Origin of the sequence: Bradyrhizobium sp. YR681, assembly GCF_000282615.1 — a bacterium.
Classification (GTDB): Bacteria; Pseudomonadota; Alphaproteobacteria; order Rhizobiales; family Xanthobacteraceae; genus Bradyrhizobium.
Genome location: NZ_AKIY01000203.1, coordinates 1 through 15,659, shown reverse-complemented (window position 1 = coordinate 15,659; position 15,659 = coordinate 1). Strand labels below are relative to the sequence as shown.

The following is a 15,659-nucleotide window of genomic DNA, read 5'->3' as shown; positions in this document are numbered from 1 at the left end:
ACTGACGTTGCAGAATCTTCCCGACTTCGCGGCACAAAAACGCGGAACAATGCCGCACGCCCAAACCCAACCGACGCCTTAAAACTGGAATGGCGTGACCGCCACGGAGAGCTTGCCGTCCTTCGATTTCTGGACGGAAAATTCGATCTCCTTCGAGGCCTTTACATCCCCCACGGCGACAGAAATCGCGCCGCTGCATTGCAGGGTTCGCTTGCCGTTGCTGGACGAAGACGTCACGATCTTCTCGCCGAGAAGATAGAGCGGCTTCTTGCTCTCCAGGCTCGCCTTCGCGGTCGAATTCTTCGCGGCGAAATCGACCAGCGGATTGCGATGATCGTCCGAGACAGCGTCGAGGACGGCCTTTCGCGTTTCAGGGGAGTCGCATTCGGGCTTCGCGTCGCAGCCGCCGAGGAAAATGATGACCGGCAAGCTCCAGAGGAGGAGCAACCGATTGGGAAACAACTGCATGCATTGGGCTCTGCGGGTTGAACGTTACCGTCAACCCGCCCGGGGAACCATCGTTCCTGCTGTCTCCCGTTCACGATCGCAGCTTCCCGGATTGAGTCGCGCGCGCCCACAGCAGCACCAGCGGCCCCACCGCAATTCCGGCCGCGAGCACGATGAACACCAGCAGCCAGCCGGTCGCGCTCTGCGGACCACCGGCCGCGTCCGCGGCGCCAGCCCCCCACGCGCCGAGTGCTGACAGGCCGAAGCCTACCGTCGAATGCAAAGCCAGAGTTGCACCACGATGCTCGGACACTGCGGCGGCCGACATGCCGGCCGTCAACGCGCCGGAATCGGCCGGCACGGTCAGGCCATAGATGAGCAGCAGCAGTGCGAGCATCCAAGCGGGGGCCGTCGCGTTGAGGCCGATGACGAGCGCAACGCAAGCCGACGCGATCATCACGACCGTGATCGCCCGATGCCGTCCGAATTTCAGCGCGGCCTCGTTGCCGAGGATGCTGGCGGGCATCGAGATCACTGCGAAGCAGAAGCTCAGCACGACGGGGCTGAGCCACGACGGCGCGCCTTGATGGGTGACGACGAAGGTCCAGAACCCGACCAGCCAGGTACGGATGCCGTAGAGTTCGAAGCAGTGGGCGCCGTAGCCGAAGATGTATCCGAGCGCTTCGCGGTTGGCGAAAACGGGCGCGAAGTCGAGCAGACGCCCCGCCTTCGGCGCGGGCCGCTGCGCCTGCATCAGAAGGCATGCGACGACCATCGCAATCGGTCCGAAGCCGGTGACAAGGAAAGCCGTCCGCCATCCCCAGCGGTCGGCGATCACCTGCGCAACCAGGAACGACAGACCGACACCGACCGAGAAGCTCGACGTGTACAGCGTGACGGCCCTCGAAGTATCGCCGGCAGGAAGCCGGTCCGTCAGGGCCTTCAGGCCCGGCATGTAAGCGCCGGCAAACCCAAGTCCTGCAAGGGACCAGATCGCGGTCGCGGACCAGAATCCCTGCGCGAAGATGCCGAATGCGGCGGTCGCCAGTCCGCTGACGATCGAGCCCCAGAACAGCACGAGCCGAGCGTCGATCCGGTCGGTCAATGTCGTCAGCACGGGGACTGCGAGCATGTAGCCGAACGCGTAGCCGCTCGCCATCAGACCGCCTTCGGCGGCCGAGAGGCCCCATGCCGGCATCAAATGCTGCGCCAGATTGGCGGACAAAGTCACATGCGGCAGCAAATTGCCGACCTGGCCGAGGCACATCACGACAATCAGAGACCGACCGCTCAGCTTACGAATTTTGTTCTCCCACCTGAAGCGGCTTTGATGTTGGCTGCTCCGTGCGAAGCAGCAGAAGCGCAAAAAAGGCCGAGACCGAGACGAGTGCGCTGATCCACAGCGCGCCGCTGCCGATGTGCTCCACCATCAGCCCCAGTGCGAGCGGTGCGGCAGCACCCGTTACTCGAGAGGGCAGCGAGATCATGCCGACGCGCCGGCCGAATCCGGCCGGCCCGAACAGCACCAGGGGAAGCGTCCCGCGGGCAATGGTGATGATGCCGTTGCCCGCGCCGTACAGCACCGTGAACGTCGTCGCGAGCAGGGGTCCGCCCGCGACCAGCGCAACGACGCCGAGCGGATTCATCAGCATGGCCAGCCTTGCAGAGAGCAGTGGATGAAACCGGGCGAGCCATCCGGCCTCCAAAAGGCGGGCGCCGACCTGCGCGGGCCCCACCAACGCGCCTGCAAGCAAGGCTTGCGCCGGAGTCGCACCGAACGCAACCAGCATGGTCGGCAGGATGGCCGAGATGCCCGAACTGACGAAGCTTGCGGCGGCAAACATGTAGGCCAGCAGCACCATTGCGAAAGTCTCGCTCTGGCGTCCGGGTTGTTGGCCCGTGCCCGGTCGCGGCTGCTGATCCAACGGGACGGCGCGCGGCAGCGAGAGATTGAGCGGCAAGGCGAGAACGATATGGATCACCGCCCAGACCTGGCAGGCGATACGCCAACCGTACTCGGAAGCCAGCCACGTCGTCAGCGGCCAGCCGAGCGTGCTCGCGAATCCGGCGATCAGGGTGATGCCGGTGATAGTTCGCCGCGCGTTGGTGCCATAGATGCGCGCAAGCGTCGCGAAGGCCGCTTCATAAAGGCCCATGCCCATGCCGATCCCAAGCAACACCCAGGCCGCGATCAGCACCACCGCGCCATGAGCCACGGACAGCAAGAGCAGTCCCGCCACGAACACGAGGTTCGAGATCGCGAGCAGGCTGCGTCCTCCGAACGTGTCGATGGCATGCCCGACGCGCGGACCGAGCAGACCGGAGATGACGAGCGCTCCCGAGAGCGCACCGAACACGTAGGTCGGCGCTAGACCGAGATCGCGCGCAATCGGCGCAGCCAGGATGGCAGGAAGATAATAGCTCGACGCCCATGCAACCGTTTGCGCGGTGCCGAGCGCGAGCACGATGGCGAGCGGACCTCGGGCTTGGCCCGAAGGAACTTGCGTCATGAACAACCGCACCCCGCAGCGCCCGACTGCTTCGCCGTTTCATCGGCAGCACAGCAGGCTGACGTCTCCTCCTTCGCCGGCCCGCCGCAACAGCCCGTTGCGGCTTCGGCAGCCTCGACACCACCACGTGTGCAGACGCCGGTCTCCGGCAGCACAAGCTCCACCCTCGCCGCCGCCGCCTTGTCGCCGGCGAGATCGGCCGCAATCGAGCGAACTTGCTCATAACCCGTCATCATCAGGAAGGTCGGAGCCCGGCCGTACGACTTCATGCCGGCCATGTAGAAGCCCGCTTCATCATGCGCGAGCTCGCGCGCGCCGTGCGGACGCACCGTGCCGCAGCTATGCTCGTTGGGATCAATCAACGGTGCGAGAGCGACCGGCGCGTCGATGGCCGGGTCAAGCCGCAAACGCAGTTCGGACAAGAACGAAAAGTCCGGACGGAAGCCCGTCGCTACGATCAATTCGTCCACGACCACGCTTCGTCCAACGCAACGGGAGCCTGCCGCGATCCTGAGGCGACCTTCGGAGTCCGAAAGATGCGTGACGCCGAATTCGGTTTCGACCCTGATCTTCCCAGAGGCAACAAGCGCCGCGAAGGCACTGCCGAGTTCGCCGCGCGCAGCGAGCCTGTCATTACGGCCACCGCCAAAAGCCTTCGCTGGATCGGCGCCACGCAACAGCCAGACAGGCTGCGTACCTGGCACTTCGTCGGCGAGATGTACGAGATCGATGAGAGTACCAACCGCGGAGTGGCCTGCGCCCAACACAGCAACGGTCTTGCCGGCATATCGGGAGCGGCCGGCACCTCGCACATCGGGCATGCCGTAGGCGACACGATCGCCACACTCGGGCTCACCAATCGCCGGCAAGCCATTGCGGCCGGCCGGATTGGGGGAGAACCATGTGCCGGAGGTATCGATCACGGCATCTGCACGCAGAACCTCGGGCCCCTTGCCGTTCTGATAGCGGATTTCAAAGGGCGCCTGCTCCCGCCCCCTGGTCTTCGCCTTGTCGAAGCCGACACGGCTGATAGCTGAAACGCGGCTGGACGCCCTGATCATTTCGCGCAGCGGCGTTCGCGTCGCGAGCGGCATGAGGTATCGATCGAGCAGCTCGCCACCGGTCGGATAGGACTGTGGATCCGGCGAATTCCATCCCGTGGGCGCCAGCAGGCGCGCGGCGGCCTTGTCGACATTGTATTCCCATGGCGAGAAGAGCTGGACGTGCTGCCATTGACGGATCGCGTGCCCCGCCTCGGGCCCGGCCTCGAGCACGATGGGCGACATGCCGCGTTCCAGCACATGCGCTGCTGCGGCCAGGCCGACCGGCCCCGCCCCGACAATGGCAACCGTCTTTGCATCGCTCATTGCACTCTTCCCATTATTCTAGAATCATCGAATATTTCGGCCAAAAAAATCAGGCCGCCGTCTTGGCGTTCTTGCATTCGGCTTCGTCCGCGCAGCACTCCGACACCAGGAAATCCACCAGGCCCTGCATTGAATCATAGTTGGCATGGCAGATCAGCGTCGTGGCCTCGCGGACTTGATTCACGAGTCCGACCGCGACCAGAGACTTGATGTGATGGGACAGCGTCGATGCCGGGATCTTCAGCTTGTCCTGCAAGCGGCCGACCGGCATGCCCGATCGCCCGGCTCGCACCAGGGCCCGGTAAATCTGGAGCCGTGTCCTGTTGCCCAGGGCCTCCAGACGCGCTGCTGCGTCATCGATCTTCATGGCGGGACCATGTGCTCGTACGGCTCCATTGTCAACTGTATTTCTAGAATATTGGAATTATGGGATGTCCAATGCCCGCAGGCGCACGGCTGCAGGATCGACGCGCCCGCGATATTTGGGACGCGGACTTCCTGTATGGGCCGCGCGACGCCTCCGGTGCCGATACCTACGTCCTGTGCGAGATCAACGCCAGTTCCTGCTTCGCCATCCCCGACGAGGCTCCGGCGGCGATCGCGCGGACGGTGAAGCTGCGCCTTTCACTGACTTGACCGGCCGGCTTCGACAGCGAGATGGAGGCGTTGTTCGCGGGAACAAGCTTCGGGCAACCGCCTTTGACACCTCGGGCAAAATAGCTAAACAAGGCCATCATCAAGGAACGGGCTCGCTCGCGCAGAGCTTGATGGCTGCTCGGCGGAACCGATCCTGGCAGGAGATACAGGCAGCATGGTGGACGACGCAAACGTTCGGGCCGGACAGTGCCATTGCGGCGCGGTCCGCTTCGAGGTGACGCTCAGCGACGGCTTCAATGCGATCCGCCGCTGCACCTGCTCCTATTGCCGCATGCGCGGCGCCGTCGTCACCATGGCGGAGATGGGCGGGATCAGGTTCCTGAGGGGCGAGGATGCGCTGACGAGCTACCGCTTCCACACCGGATCGGCGCAGCACTTCTTCTGCTCGGCCTGCGGAATCTACACGCACCACCAGCGGCGGTCCGACACCAGCCTCTATGCCGTCAACGTGGCGTGCCTCGACGGGGTCAGCCCGTTCGATTTCGCTGAAGTGCCCGTCATGGACGGCATCAATCACACCAACGACACCGGCAAGCCGACGCGCCGGGCCGGCACGCTCCGCTTCATCCCGGCCGACGAGGGCTCCTCGACATGACCGAAAGCCGTGACGCTGTGGGACGCGCCGCGACGCGACGAGATCGCCGAAGCGCAGCGCCTGGCGCAATCGACCACGGAGATCACCGGCACTATTGTGCGCTGCCAGGGAGGGGGATGTTGCCTCAGCGCTGAAGCTCGCGGGCGAACTCCGCAATCAGCAACAACGCCAGCGAACGCTGTTCGCGATTGCGCATGTGCTCCCGCGCTGAAGCGCAGTGGGATCCGGATGAACCACACTCTGGCTGCCGCTGAGCCGACCGGATTTCGCTTGAGGCAGTTGCGCTATGCGCCGGACCGACGGTGTCCTGACAGGTATCGCGGCATTTGAGCTTCGAGGTCGGTCACCGCGATAAACGGCCATGCAGCAAAGTCGCCCGCTTGCTCGAACTCCTCGCGACGAACGTTCTTGCGGCGCTCCCACCAGCCAAGGGTCAACAAGTTGAAAGGCCAGTTGATAATCTGGATGAAAGAATAGTCAGGCCAAAGATATTCCCTGTCACTGTGCAAGAACACGATCCACCTTGCGATGACCCGCTTGCCGTCGCTATTTATCGCGTGTCTGCCTGTTGCGTAGTGGTGCCTGGTATCGTCGTAAAGGCGCCACGCCATCTGCTGGACCGCAACTGCGCCGCGATCCCGCCAATCAACGTCGATGTCGGCCAAATCGTCGTTACTGATACGTCCGGCCGCGTAGCGCCGAAGCGCCAGAGCCAACCGATCACGAGACTGCTGACAAATCATGTCGATGGTCCCACCTGCAGGTTCCGCCTGGCGTTGAGGCGACATCCTTAGCACGAATTGTCAGCACTTGGGTCCATCCGTTGGCCGGACACCGCGTCTCACGACAGCGAATGCCCTCCGCACCGGCATCGCTCGTAGTCCGCGGGATCATGGCTGTTGACGATGCTGACGCGGTCGCCGTGGTTCAGCTTCAGCGCGCGCAGCCGGGCCTGGTTGTCGATCCGCATCCTGCGGTCCATGCGCTGGTCGCGGCCGGCGTCGGCATCGCCATCGTCCCGGAAGGTATTGCGCGCGGCAATCCCGATGTCGCCGTGCGCGAGATCGAGGTCAAAGTGAAGCGCGATGTCGGGCTTGCCTGCCGAGCGTCCGTGCCGCTCGTGGATGCGCTAAAGGATTTTGTCGGAAGCTGCGGAAGCAGCGACGCAAGCCCGCTCGCCAACGGGCGGGCGCTCGCAAGACGTCCTAGCCCTTCGAGACCACCGCGCGGCCGTAAGGCGGCTGCGCCTGGACCGGCGGGTTGGCGGTCTGGGCTGCGAGCTCGCCGATCAGGCGGTCGGCATCGGCGGCCATGCCGTCGGGCGCCTGGATCACCAGGCGCTCCAGCGCCCAGCGATAGGACGAGACGCGCTGCTCAAGGCACTGCTGCACCCACTGGATGATCAGCGAGTTCTCCTGCATGCGCTCGACCGCGTCCTCCCGCTCCTTCGCAGAGAGCTCGGAGACGCGCGCCATGCTGGCGTTGCGCTTCTTGTCGAGGTCGATGACCTTGATCGCGGAGGCGAAGAACGGCTCGAAACGGGTGGTGTCGTTGCGCACGTCCTCGATCAGCTGCGCATAGCGCGAGGAATGCGAGCGGTGCGGCTCGTCGATCAGCGTGCGGCCATACATGGTGCGGTCGAACACGACCTTCTGCCGCCACGGCGAGGGCAAGGCCTTGTAGTCGCCGAACACGCTCTTCCAGGCGGGGCGCGACAGCGGCGGCTCGATCAGGGGATAAGCGAGGTCGCGAAGCTGGCGCTCCGCGTCGGTGAGCTGGAATTGCGACGGCTTCAGGCCGACGCTCGCGGTGACCTCGGTGCCGAGCCAGCGATGCATGTCGTCGCTGCGCATGCTCTCGCGGGTACGGCCGAAATCGCCGCCACTACAGGCCCCGAGCGTCGCGCCCAATAGCGCGAGCAGGACGGCCGATACGAAGGGCCGGATCTGGCGGATGTGGTCCGGCATTGCAAGAAGCCGGATGCTAGCGGCGACGACGACGGCGCCCCGGCGCTGTGCCCGCTTCCGGCCCGCGATCGCCGCTGGTCTCGTCCGCCTCGCGCTCGATCCGGATCACGGGAAGGATCAGTATCGTCCCCATGTCCGCGCGCGGTGTGACGTCCCCCGACGAGCCTACCCGGCGACCGGCCGGAAATTCGATGATGGTCCCCATATCAGCTCTCTTAATTGCCGCGCGATGAAATGCGCTCCTGCAACATGCGGATCATTAAGATCAGCTCATGGTTAACGGGGTGTAAACATCCCCCTTGGACCGTAACCGCACGGAACGGGTCGCCCCGTCCCGTTGCGGCACGACAAGTCCTTAATTTGCAGGGCCGGCTTCACGCCTCGTTTTCCTTAACGAGCCTTTAAAGGAACCTGAGCTAGGCTCGGCACCCAGTATCTTTTCCGAGTTGCGTACGCCTCCATGACCAAGTCGCTGTTTCCCGGATTCGACGGGCTGATGAACCTGTCCCGCCGCGAAGGCGTCGATGTTCGCCCGACGCTGCTGCGCGTGCTGACCGACCTCTACGTCCAGACCCGCGTCCACAGCGAAGACGAGCAGCGCCAATTCGTCGAACTTGCGACGCGGCTGATCGACCAGGTCGACGATGCGACGCGTGCGGCGATCAAGGCAAAGCTCGCGGTCTATCCGCAGACGCCCGTCGCCGTGCTCCAGAAGCTCGGGCTGGTCGCGGCCCAGGAAGGCCGCAGGGTCCCGCTCGCGCGCGAGATCCCCAGCGCCCCGGCAGCGCCCGCCCCGGCCCGCGCGCCGACCGAGGCCGAGCAGCGCATGGCCGCCAACATGGCGATGCAGCCGAAGGACGCCGCCGAGATCCACGACATGTTCTTCCGCGCCGGGGCGCCCGAACGCGCGATGATCCTGCACAACCTGGCGCAGACGCCGCTGAAGGCCGCGCCGCGGATTCCGACCGTGCGCGCCAAGCGCGCGATCCAGATCCTGGAGATGGCGGCGATCGCGGGCGATGTCGAGAACTTCATCTACGAGCTCGGCGACAGCCTGATCCTGCCCTCGCGCGTCGCAGCGCAGATCGTCGACGATGCCGGCGGCGAGGCGCTCGCGGTCGCCGCCCGCGCGCTCGACATGCCGAGCCCGAACTTCCAGCGTATCCTGTTGTTCTTCAAGCCGGAGATCGGCAACTCCGTGAACAACGTGTACCGGCTGTCGCGGCTCTATGATCGCATCAGCGATCGTTCCGCGCTGGTGCTGCTGGCGGCCTGGCGCGGCTCGACCCTCGCGGTGACGCGGGCAAAGTACCAGTCGTCGCTGCACGACAGCGAACGCCAGCGCGCGCGTGCGGGCGCCAGCCAGACGCGGCCGGGCGTGCAGCCGGGCTCCGCGCCTGCGGTGCGGACCGGCACCGGCGGATCATCGGATCGCTGATCGTTCCCCACGCCTGCACTGAAAGATTCTGGATTGCTTCGCCACGTTCGCAATGACGGCGAGGCAGCAGCTACGTCTTCGCCAATTCCAGAAAGTGCCGCCCGGCGCGGTCTTCGGTCTCGACGATCCAGGCATCCGGATCGAAGCGAAGCTCCTTGGTCAGGCGCTCCTCGACGGCAGGCTCCGGCATCGGCAGCGGCCCGGCCGGCACGAAGAAGCGATCGACCGGCCGGCCGTCGTCATAAGAGGTCTGCGGCGCCGGCACGTAGAGCAGCGCATTGCCGTCGAGCAGCGCCACCTTCACGAAGACCGCCCCCGCCTCCTCGGCGCCGCGATGGCGCACCGCGCCGAACACGCCCTCGGTCTGGCACCGGCGCAGATAGGCAGCGACCCATATGTTGGATTTCAAACGCATGAATCGCACGATAGGCCAGTGCCGCGATCAGCACCAGCCTTCGCAAGCGTGACGATTACTCGACCGGATGGCCGATCGCGGCGGCGAGCTCGCGGAGCAGGCGGTCGGAGACCTGGCCGGTGACGGGCATCTTGTGCTCGCGCTCGAATTTCTGGATCGCGGACTGGGTCTCGCCGGCCATCGTACCCGTGATCTTCAGATTGCCGTAGCCGTATTCGGACAGCGCGCGCTGGACGCCGGCAATGCGCCGCGCGGCCGGGCTCTGCTGCACCGGGATCGGCGCCGGCGGACGCGCAATTGCAACGGATTGCGGCGCCGACGTCGTTTGCTTGACCAGATTGGTCATGGGATCGCCCGCCGCGCGCGGCGTCGATGCGGTCGCCTCGACGGGTCTTTCGGCCGGCTTCTCGGCGGCGCGCTCGGCAGGTTTGGGCTCGACGCGAAACTCGGTGGCCCTCGGCTCGAGCGGCGAGGTCTCGGCGCCGACCGGGCGCGGACGCGGCATGGGGTTCGAGAGCGGCACCGACGAGGGCGCGGGAAGATTGATCACGGTGCCGAACATCGGCGCCGGATGCCGGCCGGTCTGGAGGAACAATGCATTGGCGACGATCGCGCTGATCGCGGCGACGGCGACGAGGCCGGCCAGCGTATCCTTCGGGCTGTGCAGCAGCACGCGCATCACGAGGTTGCGCTCGGTCTCGACATCGATGACCGCGGCCTTTGCACCGGCCTTGGCGCCACGGCGGCGCGGAGCAGCTTCGTCCTTGGCAGACTTCTTAGGCACTTTTCTTCACCGCAGCAGGTTGGTCGTGAAGTTGTTCCAGGGGTTCCTGACGCAGCACCGGCGTCAAGGTCGCGATCTTGCTCTCGGCCGGCATTCTGTCGGCAGGCTTGGCCTGCGGCGGCGTGTAGATCAGCGGCAGCTTGACGGTGACGACGGTGCCCTCGCCTAACCTGCTTTGTACCGTCAATTCGCCGAGATGCAATGCCACGAGGCTCTTGACGATGGAAAGGCCGAGGCCCGTGCCTTCGTGACGGCGCTGATAGGTCTTGCCGGCCTGGAAGAACGGCGCGCCGATGCGCTTGAGATCGTCAGGTGCAATCCCGACGCCGGTGTCGCTGATGCGCAGCGTGAGCTGCGATCCGGTCACCGCGGCCGTCACGGAGACCTGACCGCCGCGCTCGGTGAACTTGATGGCGTTGGCGACGAGGTTGAGCACGATCTGCTTGAAGGCGCGCGGATCGCCGGTCATGACAGGCAGGTCCTGCGGCGCATCGGTGACGAGATCGATGCCGTTCTCGCGGGCCTTCAGCGCCAGCAGATTGCAGCAATGCATCAGCGAGGCGCGCGGCGCGAACGGCTCGGACGCAATCTCGAAATTGCCCGATTCCATCTTCGACATGTCGAGGATGCCGTTGACGACCGACAGCAGATGCTGGCCGGAATCGTTGATGAGCTGGGCATATTCCTTGCGCTGGGCCGCGCCCAGCATCAGGGTCTGCTCCTGCGCCATCATCTCGGAGAAGCCGATGATGGCGTTGAGCGGCGTACGCAATTCGTGGCTCATGGTGGCGAGGAAGCGCGTCTTGGCGGCATCGGCCGCTTCCGCGGCGCTGCGCGCCTGGTCGAGCGCCTGCTCGGAAAGCTTGCGGTCGGTGACGTCGCGCATCACGGCGACGACGTCGGCCTCGCGCATGGCGTCACGGCCCAGATCCTGGTCGAGCGGCCGACAGCGCATCTCGACCCAGATGAAATCGACCTGATAATTGACTTGCCCGCGCTCGGAACCGACGGGCTCCCGCCGCAACCGGAACTCGACGCTGCGCACGTCGCCGCGCGCGGCATCCGACAAGGCGGTGAGATAGGCCGGGCGATCGGCGACATGGACGCGATCGAACAGGCCGTGGCCGTGCAGTTGCGTCACCGATGTGCCGAGCATGGCTTCGACGGCCGGCGAAATGAACTGCACCGCGCCGTTGCGCTGATGCCGCGAGATGACGTCACTCATGTTGCGCGCCAGCAGGCGATAGCGCTCCTCCTCGCGCGACAGCAGCGCAACGCTGGTGCGCGCGAGCGACTCCGCACCGAAGGCAAGGCCCGCAGCATAGAGGGTGGCCGAGGCGACGCCGAACGCCATCAGCACGCCGCGCTCCGCGGCGCCGAGCTCGTCGAGCGGCAGCCAGCCGAGCTGGCCGATGAGAATCAGCATCGCCGCGCAGGACAGCGCGAGCAGTGAGGCGAAGGCCGCGACGCGGCGCGAGGCCGACAGCGCAGCTTCGAGCGGAACCACGACCAGCCAGACCGCTGCGAATGATTCGATGCCGCCGGTGGTCATCGCGACCGCCATGATCAGGCCGGCGAGCGCCAGCGACGACAGCACATGCGCGCCTTCGTAGCGCCCGGTGCGCGACAGGAACCAGGACAGCATGATGGGCGCGATCAGCCAGGCGAAAGCGGCGACCTCGATCGCGCTCGGCGCGCCACGCATGGCAAGATAAACCGGAAATGCGGCGAAGGCAGCGAGGCTTCCCAGAAGCCGCGGCGCCATGAAGGCACGATGACGCGCTCGCGTCAGCGCGTCGTAACGCGCGGAGGGATGCAGCAGCGCATCGAGACAATCGCGGATGATACTCAAAACTGTCACGGGTCTCGCGCTTCGGCTTGCTCGTCGGAGAAGACGTGCCGGAACGCCTCCTTATCGTTGAGCCACCGTGTCAGAGCGACCTTAAACGAGTGCTAAGGCGGCAAGGCGTGCAGCCGGACACCGTGTCATCGCGGGGCTTTTTAGACGATTTGACGACGTCTTCCTTGAGGATGGTGAACACAGGGTTTCACCCTCCTCCTCATGGTTTCGAATTGGTGGACACGGGGCCCGGAGGACCACGGAGCCCGGCATCAATGGAAAATTTACGAGGCCGGGGAACGCGAAGATTTTTGCGTAAATTTTCCGCGAATTAAGCGGAAGGCAATCACTTGCGATTTATCGAGAGTTGCTAGGTCCGACGCGCCCTGCGGGAATCGCCGCGGCGGGATCTAACATACAGGTCGACAAGATGCGCTTTCTGCTCCGCATCACATTCTGGCTCGGGTTGGTGCTGGTGCTCCTGCCCAGGGACAAGACACCCGAATCGGACAAGCTGCCGCAGATCGGCGCCGCCGACGCGGTGCAGGCTGCGACCGCGGCCGTCTCGGACGTGAGCCAGTTCTGCAAACGCCAACCGGCGGCCTGCGAGGTCGGCGGACAGGCCGCGACCATCATCGGCCAGCGCGCCCAGGACGGCGCGAAGAAGATCTATCAGATGATCAACGACAAGAAAGAGCAGATCACCAACGAGAAGAACGAGAAGACCGACAGCAAGAAGGCGCCCGATCACACCGGCTCGATCGCGCTGGCCGGCGAAGGCGATGCCGCCTCGAGCGAGGCGCCGCGCGATACCCTGAGCCAGGACGACCTCGCGCTGGAATGGCGCGGCCCGCAGAGCGCGAATTAGGGCCGAAACCCTATCGATTTCACGGCTTCGCGTCCCTATATTGGCCTGAACGGTAACGATGGGCCAGCATGACGACGATCGACGAAATCAGGGACAATTTCGAGCTTCTGGACGAGTGGGACGACCGCTACCGGTACGTCATCGAACTCGGACGGACCCTGGAACCGATGCCCGACGAGGAGCACTCGGCCGCCAACAAGGTGAATGGCTGCGTCAGCCAGGTCTGGCTCCAGAAGCTGGTCGCGCGCGATGGCGGCGCGCCGGTCCTCAAATATCGCGGCGACAGCGATGCGCACATCGTGCGCGGGCTGGTCGCGATCGTGCTGTCGCTCTATTCGGGCCGCACGCCGCAGGAGATTCTCGATACCGACGCGATCGCCGTGTTCAACGAGTTCGGCTTTCGCGACCATCTGTCGCCGCAGCGCTCCAACGGCCTGCGCTCGATGGTCGAGCGCATCAAGACGGATGCGAGAGAGGCGCTGGCGGAAGCGTCGTAGGGAGCTTCCGTAGGGTGGGCAAAGCGGAGCGTGCCCACCATCTGAGTATGATCAGAGAAAGCTCGTGGGCACGGCGCTACGCGCCTTTGCCCACCCTACGGGATCCAGCGCCCAGCTCTACTTCCGCTTCCGCTGCTGCTGTCCCAATCCCATCTGCTTGGCCAGCTGCGAGCGCGCCACCGCATAGTTCGGCGCGACCATGGGATAGTCGGCGGGCAGGCCCCATTTCTCGCGATATTGCTCCGGCGTCATGTTGTACTGGGTGCGCAGATGCCGCTTCAGCGACTTGAAGCGCTTGCCGTCTTCGAGGCACACCAGATAGTCCGGCGCGATCGACTTCTTCAGCGACACCGCCGGCTTTGCCGGCTCGAGCGGCACCGCCTCGATGCGGCCTGACGAGACACGCACCAGTGCGCCATGCACCTGGCTGATCAGGTTCGGAATCTCGGCGGCCGGCGTCGGGTTGTTGCCGACATAGGCCGACACGATGCTCGCCGTCAGCTCAATGAAATTCTTAGCCCCGGCATCCGACATGGGCCCGACCTTTCTCTCGCCTTGCGTCTCACCGGAGAGACGACACCAAACTGTTCCGTGTCAACAATATGTTCGGCCAAATACGGGACTGACGAATATGAGCTGATGATCGAGGACGTGACAAGAAGCGCGGCGCTTTGCTTGTTCGGCGAGTCACTCGATCGCCCAAATTGCTCGGGCGCGGCGAGCGTCAGCCGCCGCGCTGGTCGAGATGAGCGCGCAGCTCGTCGATCGAGGCAAAGCGCATCATGCCCTCGGGCATCTGCGCTTCGATCGAACCGTCGGAATAGAGCGAATAGGCCATGCCGTCGACGATTCCGGATTTGAGCACGGTGACGGGCGCCTGCTCCGCCGGCTCCGGCTCCGACGCAGGCGCAGGCGGCGCGGCGGCCTCGGCAAAGGTCGAGGGCGAGCGAGGCGGCGGGCGGCGGGCGCCGGCCGGCGGCTCAGCCGGGCGGAGGCGATCCGGCTTCGGCCAGGCGTCGTCGAAGCTTGCAGGCGGGGCGTCCGGGGTGGCAGGCGCTGCGGGCTCTGCGTGCGGCTGCGATGCGCCTTCGCCGGTCTTTGCCTCCGCGCGTTCGCGTTCCTTGCGCGAGGTCGAGGCGAACATCAAATTGCGCCGGCGCGGCGGCTCGGAAGCTGCGGGCGGCGTCGGAGCTTCCGGCTCCGGCGCCGGATCGACGCGCGGTCGCTCGCGCACGGGGGCTTCGCCCTGCCATGGCGGCAGCGCGGCAGGCGCTGGCGGAGCCATCGGCTCGGTCCGCATCGCCGGAGCCGATTCCGGCGCGCCGGGCACCGCGAGCCCCGGCAGAACGGGCCTGACCCGAACCTCCGAGGCCGCGGCCGAACCCGCGAGCCGGCGGGCGATGCCCTTCAGTTCCGCGACCACGACGTAGAGGCCAGTCAGTAACATTCCGGAGCAGACGCCGATCGTGCCGGAGATTATGAGAGTGCTGCCGAGGCTGAATTCCCTGACGGAAAAGCCAAAAGCGACCGCAAGGAGGCCCGCCACGGCGGCGACGATGCCCGCGATCAACAATGCCAAGGTCATCGAACTCACCCCAAGCCGCGCATCTACACGCGACATCCTCTAACTCTACGCCACGATACCGTCATACTGTGTTCCTCGCCAACGGCCAATTGTTGGCAGCGTTCCTTAAAGGAAGGAAATCAGGGACTTATTCACATTCCCTTCAGCTACGGATCGTTACTGCTAGTCTGCTCCCGGTTGCCAGGATTTGCTGCGTCGCATCAGGAATTTAGCCATAATGCCCAATTACTTGGTAATGGAACTGCGCTATAGGGATTCCGGGGAAGTGGCCCGCGCGCACCAGCAGGGCCAAGAGGGGATTCCGGGTCACCAATAGCCATGACATCCATCACGACTTCGGCGATCGACACGCCCCTGCGGCGCTCGGTCGAACGGACTTGCGACGATCTCGCCATGCTGGTGCTGGCCGCGGTCGCCGTGATCGCCGGCTTGACCTTCCGTGATTACGGACTCGGCTGGGACGATTACACGCACGCCGAATATGCCGACCTGCTGCTGCGCATGTTCGGTTCCGGTTTCAGGGACACCGCGGCCCTCTCCTTCGCCAATCTCTATATGTATGGCGGCGGCTTCGACATGGTCGCAGCCCTCCTGCACAAGGTCATTCCGCTCGAGCTGTTCGAGACGCGACGCCTGGTCGGCGCGATCGTCGGCGTCATCGGACTCGCCGTGACATGGCGGCTCGGCCG

The 15,659-nt window shown here is 65.1% G+C and carries 17 protein-coding genes and 3 pseudogenes; 7 read left to right on the top strand and 13 right to left on the bottom strand.

Translation table 11 applies throughout. The features are described from left to right. Positions 1-78: 78 nt before the first annotated feature. From PMI42_RS19220 to PMI42_RS19200, 5 genes are all read right to left on the bottom strand, one after another. Positions 79-429 carry a hypothetical protein gene (locus tag PMI42_RS19220; protein WP_162137419.1) on the bottom strand — a complete coding sequence of 117 codons (351 nt, stop codon included), beginning with the start codon at positions 427-429 and terminating at the stop codon, positions 79-81. 109 nt (positions 430-538) lie between these two features. Continuing rightward, positions 539-1,714, bottom strand: a complete 1,176-nt coding sequence (locus PMI42_RS19215; protein WP_008137115.1) for an MFS transporter — start codon at positions 1,712-1,714, stop codon at positions 539-541. 28 nt (positions 1,715-1,742) lie between these two features. Then, a complete protein-coding gene (locus PMI42_RS19210; protein ID WP_008137113.1) occupies positions 1,743-2,957 on the bottom strand; it encodes an MFS transporter in 1,215 nt (404 codons plus the stop codon). Further along, entirely contained in the window at positions 2,954-4,324 is a 1,371-nt protein-coding gene (locus PMI42_RS19205) for an NAD(P)-binding domain-containing protein (protein WP_008137111.1), read from the bottom strand. The genes PMI42_RS19210 and PMI42_RS19205 overlap by 4 nt, the downstream gene beginning before the upstream one ends. Before the next feature lie 49 nt (positions 4,325-4,373). Beyond that, positions 4,374-4,691: an ArsR/SmtB family transcription factor gene (locus tag PMI42_RS19200; protein ID WP_008137109.1), complete on the bottom strand. Its 318-nt coding sequence runs from the start codon at positions 4,689-4,691 to the stop codon at positions 4,374-4,376. Positions 4,692-4,804: 113 nt separating this feature from the next. On the opposite strand from PMI42_RS19200, the pseudogene PMI42_RS19195 reads away from it, so the two are divergent. Together PMI42_RS19195 and PMI42_RS19190 are read left to right on the top strand one after the other, a co-directional pair. After that, positions 4,805-4,960 (top strand): annotated as a pseudogene (locus PMI42_RS19195) (Cj0069 family protein); the annotation flags it as partial. 175 nt (positions 4,961-5,135) lie between these two features. Continuing rightward, positions 5,136-5,576 (top strand): GFA family protein, encoded by a 441-nt coding sequence (locus PMI42_RS19190; RefSeq protein WP_008137103.1) that lies wholly within the window; start codon positions 5,136-5,138, stop codon positions 5,574-5,576. A gap of 284 nt (positions 5,577-5,860) precedes the next feature. Here PMI42_RS19190 and PMI42_RS19185 read toward each other — a convergent pair whose 3' ends face one another. Beyond that, a complete protein-coding gene (locus PMI42_RS19185) occupies positions 5,861-6,319 on the bottom strand; it encodes a hypothetical protein (protein WP_008137101.1) in 459 nt (152 codons plus the stop codon). Positions 6,320-6,429: 110 nt separating this feature from the next. On the opposite strand from PMI42_RS19185, the pseudogene PMI42_RS39265 reads away from it, so the two are divergent. Next, positions 6,430-6,666: pseudogene (locus PMI42_RS39265) on the top strand (hypothetical protein); the annotation flags it as partial. Between the two features lie 115 nt (positions 6,667-6,781). On the opposite strand, the gene PMI42_RS19180 reads toward PMI42_RS39265, so the two are convergent. Both PMI42_RS19180 and PMI42_RS19175 read right to left on the bottom strand, forming a co-directional pair. Further along, positions 6,782-7,543, bottom strand: a complete 762-nt coding sequence (locus PMI42_RS19180; RefSeq protein WP_008137098.1) for a hypothetical protein — start codon at positions 7,541-7,543, stop codon at positions 6,782-6,784. Between the two features lie 16 nt (positions 7,544-7,559). Further along, complete coding sequence (locus tag PMI42_RS19175) at positions 7,560-7,748, bottom strand: hypothetical protein (protein WP_027531082.1); 189 nt, start codon at positions 7,746-7,748, stop codon at positions 7,560-7,562. A 255-nt stretch (positions 7,749-8,003) separates the two neighbouring features. Between PMI42_RS19175 and PMI42_RS19170 the strand changes: the two genes are divergently transcribed. Next, positions 8,004-8,981, top strand: coding sequence for a DUF2336 domain-containing protein (locus PMI42_RS19170; protein WP_008137097.1), 978 nt, complete (start codon positions 8,004-8,006; stop codon positions 8,979-8,981). 70 nt (positions 8,982-9,051) lie between these two features. On the opposite strand, the gene PMI42_RS19165 is transcribed toward PMI42_RS19170, so the two are convergent. Genes PMI42_RS19165 through PMI42_RS19155 form a run of 3 tightly spaced genes read right to left on the bottom strand, consistent with a single transcriptional unit; the run spans position 9,052 to position 12,041 of the window. Then, positions 9,052-9,396, bottom strand: a complete 345-nt coding sequence (locus PMI42_RS19165; protein WP_008137095.1) for a DUF1491 family protein — start codon at positions 9,394-9,396, stop codon at positions 9,052-9,054. Between the two features lie 55 nt (positions 9,397-9,451). Beyond that, positions 9,452-10,180 (bottom strand): peptidoglycan-binding protein, encoded by a 729-nt coding sequence (locus PMI42_RS19160; RefSeq protein WP_008137093.1) that lies wholly within the window; start codon positions 10,178-10,180, stop codon positions 9,452-9,454. Next, a complete protein-coding gene (locus tag PMI42_RS19155) occupies positions 10,173-12,041 on the bottom strand; it encodes a PAS domain-containing sensor histidine kinase (protein WP_008137091.1) in 1,869 nt (622 codons plus the stop codon). Before PMI42_RS19155 ends, PMI42_RS19160 begins: the two co-directional genes overlap by 8 nt. A 409-nt stretch (positions 12,042-12,450) precedes the next feature. Here PMI42_RS19155 and PMI42_RS19150 point away from each other — a divergent pair, with 409 nt between their 5' ends. Continuing rightward, positions 12,451-12,888, top strand: coding sequence for a DUF5330 domain-containing protein (locus PMI42_RS19150; RefSeq protein ID WP_008137088.1), 438 nt, complete (start codon positions 12,451-12,453; stop codon positions 12,886-12,888). Positions 12,889-12,956: 68 nt separating this feature from the next. Next, entirely contained in the window at positions 12,957-13,385 is a 429-nt protein-coding gene (locus tag PMI42_RS19145) for a SufE family protein (protein WP_008137086.1), read from the top strand. A gap of 117 nt (positions 13,386-13,502) precedes the next feature. Here PMI42_RS19145 and PMI42_RS19140 read toward each other — a convergent pair whose 3' ends face one another. Together PMI42_RS19140 and PMI42_RS19135 are read right to left on the bottom strand one after the other, a co-directional pair. Further along, a complete protein-coding gene (locus PMI42_RS19140) occupies positions 13,503-13,919 on the bottom strand; it encodes a Ros/MucR family transcriptional regulator (RefSeq protein WP_008137084.1) in 417 nt (138 codons plus the stop codon). A gap of 190 nt (positions 13,920-14,109) precedes the next feature. Then, positions 14,110-14,970 (bottom strand): hypothetical protein, encoded by an 861-nt coding sequence (locus PMI42_RS19135; RefSeq protein WP_035966123.1) that lies wholly within the window; start codon positions 14,968-14,970, stop codon positions 14,110-14,112. Between the two features lie 318 nt (positions 14,971-15,288). Here PMI42_RS19135 and PMI42_RS19130 point away from each other — a divergent pair. Further along, positions 15,289-15,659, top strand: a pseudogene (locus PMI42_RS19130) (hypothetical protein); the annotation flags it as partial.